Source organism: Dyadobacter sp. (assembly GCF_051859145.1).
GTDB lineage: Bacteria > Bacteroidota > Bacteroidia > Cytophagales > Spirosomataceae > Dyadobacter.
Genome location: NZ_JBHYGF010000188.1, coordinates 711 through 7,928, shown reverse-complemented (window position 1 = coordinate 7,928; position 7,218 = coordinate 711). Strand labels below are relative to the sequence as shown.

Annotated in this window: 7 protein-coding genes; 6 read left to right on the top strand and 1 reads right to left on the bottom strand. The window is 46.5% G+C overall.

Features of this window, described 5'->3' with window-relative positions; all coding sequences use genetic code 11:
* Positions 1-424 precede the first annotated feature (424 nt).
* The 5 genes from ACTIE6_RS12170 (at position 425) to ACTIE6_RS12150 (ending at position 4,738) form a co-directional block, all read left to right on the top strand.
* Positions 425-1,711 (top strand): DEAD/DEAH box helicase, encoded by a 1,287-nt coding sequence (locus ACTIE6_RS12170; protein ID WP_439556895.1) that lies wholly within the window; start codon positions 425-427, stop codon positions 1,709-1,711.
* Between the two features lie 163 nt (positions 1,712-1,874).
* The gene (locus ACTIE6_RS12165) at positions 1,875-2,597 is read left to right on the top strand and encodes a DUF1361 domain-containing protein (RefSeq protein WP_439556894.1); all 723 of its coding nucleotides are present in this window, start codon (positions 1,875-1,877) and stop codon (positions 2,595-2,597) included.
* Positions 2,598-2,639: 42 nt separating this feature from the next.
* Complete coding sequence (locus ACTIE6_RS12160) at positions 2,640-3,371, top strand: class I SAM-dependent methyltransferase (RefSeq protein ID WP_439556893.1); 732 nt, start codon at positions 2,640-2,642, stop codon at positions 3,369-3,371.
* Positions 3,372-3,380: 9 nt separating this feature from the next.
* Positions 3,381-4,097, top strand: a complete 717-nt coding sequence (locus tag ACTIE6_RS12155) for a pseudouridine synthase (RefSeq protein ID WP_439556892.1) — start codon at positions 3,381-3,383, stop codon at positions 4,095-4,097.
* Between the two features lie 41 nt (positions 4,098-4,138).
* The gene (locus ACTIE6_RS12150; protein ID WP_439556891.1) at positions 4,139-4,738 is read left to right on the top strand and encodes a DUF1572 family protein; all 600 of its coding nucleotides are present in this window, start codon (positions 4,139-4,141) and stop codon (positions 4,736-4,738) included.
* Here the strand turns inward: ACTIE6_RS12150 and ACTIE6_RS12145 are convergent.
* Positions 4,713-4,940: a hypothetical protein gene (locus ACTIE6_RS12145; RefSeq protein ID WP_439556890.1), complete on the bottom strand. Its 228-nt coding sequence runs from the start codon at positions 4,938-4,940 to the stop codon at positions 4,713-4,715. The genes ACTIE6_RS12150 and ACTIE6_RS12145 overlap by 26 nt on opposite strands.
* 237 nt (positions 4,941-5,177) lie before the next feature.
* Between ACTIE6_RS12145 and ACTIE6_RS12140 the strand changes: the two genes are divergently transcribed.
* The coding region (locus ACTIE6_RS12140) for an ABC transporter permease (RefSeq protein WP_439556889.1) at positions 5,178-7,218 on the top strand (2,041 nt) is incomplete at its 3' end.

Here is a 7,218-nt window from a genome sequence, read left to right as displayed (position 1 = left end):
GCTTCATTTACATTCAGGACCTCAAAAGTATCAATGTCATACACCCACATAGGCAGCGGGTTCAGCTCAAAGAGTACTTTATAGTTTCCATCAAACTCGATAAATCTTTCCTGCTGTTCGCCCGGACCGCTCTCGAAAATCATACGGCATTAAATGTTTGCGCTCAACAAATCTTAAATATAGAATGCTAATCTTTATTTGTAGCGGTAATGTAGAATTATTTGATAAAAAAGTGATCAAGTAAGCGTATTAATTGGAAAGGTGACAGGCAGACCGTTTCCAGTGCCCTCATACCGCTCCTTTTACATTTTTGACGGATTTTGTTATATTTGTTCAAATCAAGCGGTTTGCTGACTAGGAAATTAAAGTCAGCTCTTCTATAAACGCATCTGCCGAAAAGCCGGCGGATTTTAAAAGCTGAATTTTGAATTTCGACGAATTTGAACTCCACGAGGACGTGATCAACGCCGTGGAATCTATGAACTACAAACAAGCCACACCTATTCAGGAACAGGCAATTCCTTATATTCTTGACGGTAAAGACCTTCTTGCCTGCGCGCAGACAGGAACCGGTAAAACAGCCGCTTACCTGATCCCGATCCTGGACAAGGTAGCGCACCAGTCCAATGTACATACAGGCGCATTGATCCTGGTACCTACAAGAGAACTCGCTGTACAAATCGACCAGCAGATTCAGGGGCTGGGGTACTTCGTAGGCGCTACCAGCATTGCGGTGTACGGCGGTAACAAAGGCCCGGAATGGGACCAGCAGAAAAAAGCACTTACACAAGGAGCAGATATCATCATTGCCACGCCCGGACGTTTGATCGCGCATTTGCAGCTTGGTTACGTCAGTTTCAGTGATATCAAACACCTCGTACTTGACGAAGCAGACAGAATGCTGGATATGGGCTTTTTGGGAGATATCCTGAAAATCATGAGCTACCTGCCTGCGAAACGGCAAACGCTGATGTTCTCGGCAACAATGCCCCCGAAAATTAATGAGCTTGCGAAAAGGATCCTGCAACAACCAGAGGAAATCAGACTGGCTGTGTCCCGTCCGGCTGACCGGATCGACCAACAGTTTTATTTGGCTAAAGACGAACAAAAGCTGCCGCTCCTCATTCACCTGCTTAGCCAGGTACAGAGCACGAGCATGGTACTTTTCACCTCGCGTAAATCGACGGTGGAGCCTATTGTGAGATCACTGCGGAAGCTGGGAATGGAAGCACATGGTATCTCCTCGGATTCTGAGCAGGCCGACCGTGAAATTGTTTTGAGGAATTTTAAAAACCGGAAATTCCCGGTACTCGTCGCTACCGACGTGCTTTCACGCGGGATTGACATTGATAACCTGAGCCACGTGGTTAATTACGATGTACCGCGTGATCCTGAGGATTATGTTCACCGGATTGGACGTACGGCCCGTGCAGAGTCCAAGGGAACGGCGATTACTTTTATCAATGAGCAGGACCAAAAATATGTACTGAAAATTGAACGTCTTTTTGAAAAGGAATTAGAGAAAAAATCCGTTACAAATGAGCTGGGCCTGGGCGAAGCTCCTGCTTTTGAACCCAAAAAACACAGAGCGCCTTCGGCTGGTGGCAGAAAGCGGCCGTCGGGCAGCAAAGAGGGGTCCGGGAAATCTTCCGGCAACAGACCAAAGCGCCGCAAACCCAAAAAAGAACATAATAACCCTTCTCAGGCATAAGTTGTTTTCAGCGTTCGTCGGGTGTTAAGCGAAAGAGAAACGCAGATCTGTGATTATACCAATGTTCCTTATAATGAAAACAATGATATAACCACAGGTTGCCAATTTTCCCTTTCATTTGTCTTGCCTAATAATCGACAGCATGAACTTAAACTAAGTACGTTTGGACCGTTTAATAGATTGGATAAGAAATTACAAGTTTAGCGTCGCCGATCCTCCTATCATCACCATGGAGGGTTTGTTCTCGCTGCTACTGCTGCTCGTTTTGAGTCTGGCGGCCGTATTTTTTCACCTGATCCGTATTCTTTTCAATGCGCCCGTTGATTTTTCAATGGACTGGAACCTGTTCCTGAGCTGGATTCCACTTCTGATCGCATTTGTTGCCGACAGTCTTACCAAAAGATATACCAAGATTCCCATCGGGCTCTCGCTGCTGAGCGTAGCCTGGCTGGCTTTTTTCCCTAATGCGCCTTACATGATCACCGATCTGGCGCATTTGTCGGTGGATTACCAGCGCGATCTGACCTGGCATGATACCATAATGCTATTTTTCTATGCCGAAGTAAGCCTTTTCAACGGACTAGTTTCCCTGTACTGGATTCACCGGGCATGGAGACGGGCTTTTGAAAAACGGGCATCCAATATCACGCTGCTGATCTGTCTTCCGCTTGCCGGATTCGGCGTATACCTGGGCCGGGTACGGAGGATGAACAGCTGGGATATCATTCACGAGCCCGGGCTGATCGTTACCAACCTGATCGAGAGTATCATGGACCGGACTGCACTGGTATTCAGTTTTGAGATCGGTTTGTTGCTCGGGATTTTATATCTGGTACTCTGGGGAATTATCCGTTTCAGGATCAGGTACAACAAAAAACACCAGTGATTTTCGACTAGCCTTACCAAGAAACCCTGTTCGTATTGAAATATGCAGATTTCTGAAAATGTAAAAGGATCCTACTCTTCCCAGTACGACCAGGGCACGGTAGCATGGCGCAATACCGGCGCCAAATACAAAGCGCTGAACATTGTCGAGCTTGCCAGGGGAATTACTTTCAGGAATGTGCTCGAAGTGGGCGCAGGGGAGGGGAGTATCCTGAAATGGCTGGACGAATGGAATTTCAGCCAGGACCTGAATTGCGTAGAGATTTCCGAAAGCGGTATAGAGCTTATAAAGTCGAAAAACATCCGCAACCTGCGTGATATCCTGCTTTTTGACGGTTATAAAATTCCGTATCCTGATAATCATTTTGACTTGGTTATCTGCTCGCATGTACTGGAACACGTGGAGCACGAGCGCACATTGCTGAGAGAAATTAAAAGAGTATCCAAATACCAGATCTTTGAAGTACCCATTGATTTTTCATTTTATGTTGATAAAAAGGTAAAACATTTCCTTTCCTACGGGCATATCAATATCTACACACCTGCTCTATTCCGCTTTCTGCTGGCAACCGAGAGCTTTGAGGTTAAAAAAGATATCTGTCACCTTTATCACGATGATGTTTTGAAGCTGCTTTACAAAAACAACAAAGCGGCATTTTATATCACGCAGGCCAAATATGCATTGCTGCGGCTCTTTCCATACTTGCGAGGGATCAAGCCCAGTTCTTATGCTGTACTGACCGAAAAAACAGATAAGCAGCTATCGATCTTTTAAGCTGTTTCAATGGACGAGCTTCCAATCATTTTCCGGGACGACTTCCTGATTGCTGTCAACAAACCGCACGGCTTGCTCGTGCACCGGTCTTCCATTGCTGCCGATACAGACCAGTTTGCAGTGCAGATCCTGCGCGACCAGATCGGGCAGCATGTTTATCCCGTACATCGTCTCGACCGGAAAACAGCCGGCGTATTGCTATTCGCATTATCTGAGGAAGTAAACAGCCTGATGCAGCAGCAATTTCAGAACGGGCTGGTCGACAAAATCTATCACGCAATTGTGCGCGGCTACACACCGGAGCAGCTCGATATTGACTATCCGCTGAAAAAGGAAAACGGTACAGTGCAGGAGGCCTTTACTTCCCTGCGGACTTTGCAGCATTCAGAAGTCGGCTTTCAAATCGGGAAACACCCCACTTCACGCTATTCAGTGGTTGAGCTAAAACCTACCACAGGCAGAATGCACCAGCTTCGCAAGCACATGGCGCACATTTTCCACCCGATCATCGGCGACCGGCCTTACGGATGCAACAAGCAAAACAGGTACTTCAAGGAGGAATTTGAAATGATGGAAATGATGCTGCACGCTTCTGAACTTTCGTTTACGCATCCTGTTCTCGGGAGTCGCCAGCAAATCCGCGCCCCTTTCCAGCCCGCATTTACCGGAATGCTGGATTTACTACAATTTGATGCTGCAGCAATTTCGGGCACAAGTGTTTATTAAATTTTTCGCAATTTGTAAATGCATTCATTCAGCTGTAATATATGGAATCAAGCTATTTAACCAGTATTCTGAAACAATTCCGGTACTACAAATACCTGGGTGAAAAGGCAATAGCCCAGTTGCCGGAAGACAAACTGTCCTGGCAGTATAATGAGGACAGCAATAGTGTTGCTGTAATTATAAACCACCTGGCCGGCAATATGCTTTCGAGATTCACAGATTTCCTGACATCCGACGGAGAAAAACCCTGGCGAGACCGCGACGCGGAGTTCGGGAATGCATTTGCGGATAAAAGCGGGTTAATGGCGCATTGGGAGCGCGGCTGGCAAACGTTATTTGATGCAATCGAAACACTTTCTGAATCGCAGCTGGAAAGCATTGTTTACATTCGAAATGAAGGCCACACGGTGGTAGAAGCATTAAACCGCCAGCTCGCGCATTATTCCTATCACGTCGGCCAGATCGTTTTTATCTGCAAAATGCTGCGCGGCGAACAATGGGAAAGTCTCTCGATCCCGCGCAACCAATCGTCAAAGTACAACGAAGGCAAATTCGCCCAGCAGCAAAGCCACCGGCACTTTACTGACGAGTTTCTGGGAGAAAGCGGAAATGAAGCTAGTGGGCAGAATCCTCCGTTTTGATTTTAATAAGTTCAACAGGCACAACCTCAGGAAGATCGCTCGTGTTTTCCTCAAACTCAGAAATTAGGTGCGCCAGTAAGAGCTTTTCTTTATGCTCGTCAGATTGACCGTTTGTTTGCTTGATTTCCTGATAACGAGCTAGTGCCACGTCATACTCTTGTTCATTTTCAATCCGAAACCAGCTAATTCGATTCTTTTCCATACCTGTTTGTCTTAAATGTGTGTAGAACTTGCAATATACAAGCTATTGGTTGGATTATCCTACGCTTCTGTTAAATAGCCCAGCCTCACAACCGAACAAACATTGTTCGCTATCGAACATTACTTCTTTGGCTGAGTTAAGCCAAATCTCTGTCTCAGAGCCGGTTTAGGCTCGCTTGCCTTGCTGGCAAACTATTTAGGGCATTGAACCCGGGAAGTCTGATCGTCCTGGTGAAATATGATAAGCAACTACTTGAAAATAGCGTGGCAAAACCTTTCTAACAGCCGGTTTTATGCCCTTATTAATTGTACCGGATTGTCTGTCGGTCTGGCAATTGGTATTTTAATACTGCTTTGGGTGCAGGATGAGCTCAGTTTCGACCGCTTCAACAAGCAGGCCGAAAACATTTACAAACTCGAAAACAGGGTGGGTACAGGTGCAAGCCAGCAGATATGGTCGGGTACGGTGGCGCCCATTGCCAGCTTCGCCAAAAGAGAGCTGCCAGAAATCAAGGATGCTGCCCGACTGACCTATAACGGTTTCTATAACGTCTTCAGATACAAAAACAAGCTTTTCAGCGAAGAACAATCGTACTTCACGGACGCGGCACTTTTCTCCATTTTTGATTTTCCATTGATAGAAGGTGATGCGAGAAATCCGTTTCCGGATAACTATTCCATTGTAGTCACCAAGAGCACCGCAAAACGGTATTTCGGCAGCGAGCGTGCACTTGGAAAGGTGGTTACCTGCTACACGGTTCCATTCAAAGTCACGGGTGTAATCAACGATTTTCCTGAAAATTCAAGCATCAAAGCTGATGTATTCCTGCCGATCTCACTGCGCTTCAAAGACGTTTACAGCAACCGTACCGATGGTAAAAACAGTGAGAACGACTTTCATGAGTTTGACTACACCACATTCCTGCTCTTTCAGCCAGGTACGTCCGTAGGTAACCTGGCTGAAAGACTGCGGAACATACATTTGCGGAACAAACCCGATGATACCGACCTTACTTACCTGCTGCAACCTTTAACAAATGTCCATTTGTATAAGTCGGATGGAACCGGACAAGGTATTGAAACCGTGCGTACTTTCAGCATTATCGCCTTTCTGATCCTCGCAGTAGCCTGCATTAATTATGTAAATCTGTCGACCGCCCGCTCGCTGCTCCGCTCCAAGGAAGTAAGTATGCGAAAAATCGTGGGTGCCGACAAGTCGCAGCTATTCACGCAATTTCTCGTCGAAACGGTCCTGGTTTTCCTGATTTCCGCTTTCATGGCGGTTATCCTGATGATCCTGCTTATACCTGTTTTCAATCAAATTTCGGGGAAAAAACTGGTGCTGGATCTGGCCGATTACCAGATCTGGCAGGTTCTTGCGGGTACTATCCTGGCTACGCTGCTCGCGTCGAGTATCTATCCTGCATTGTTACTGTCGTCGTTTGAGCCCCTTAAAGCACTGAAAGGCAAAGTATCGGCCGGGTTGAATGAAGTACTGTTCCGTAAAGTATTGGTGGTGATCCAGTTTACAGTTTCGGTGATTCTCATTGCCGGTACATTGGTGATCAACAACCAGCTGCAATACATCCGCTCCAAATCATTGGGGTACGACAAAGCGCACGTGCTTTCATTTGCAATGGGAAAAATGGCCGGCCACTATGATGCGGTGAAGGCAGATTTAATGGGGAATCCAGGCGTAACGAGCGTTACAAGATCCAACTTCAATGTCGTGATGATTGGCGGACAGACTGGCAGCAATGACTGGGATGGGAAAGAACCCGGCGAAACGATGATGATGCGGTTCATGAGCGTTGACAAGAGTTTTATCCCGTTCTTCAAAATGCAGCTCGCCGCAGGCGCCAACTTCTCGGATACACCGGCCGATTCCAGCCACTTTATTCTCAATGAAACAGCTGTAAAAACAGCCCGCATTAAAGATCCGATTGGTAAAAGATTCAAACTCTGGGATACGGAGGGAACAATTATCGGCGTGGTCAAAGACTTTCACTTCGCCTCGATGAAGCGGAAGATCGAACCTGTCATTTTCCAGAATGCACCCAATCAAATGGCCCGGATATATATTAAAACGACAGGAGAAGATGCAGCAAAGGCGATTGCCGCGGCGCAAAAATCCTGGACACAGTACAATGCAGATACTCCGTTCCAATATGCTTTTCTGGACGAAGCTTTTAATTCATTGTACAGGTCGGAGGAGCAAACAGGTACGCTTTTCAACATTTTTGCTTCCATTGCTATTCTTCTTTCCTGTCTGGGCTTGT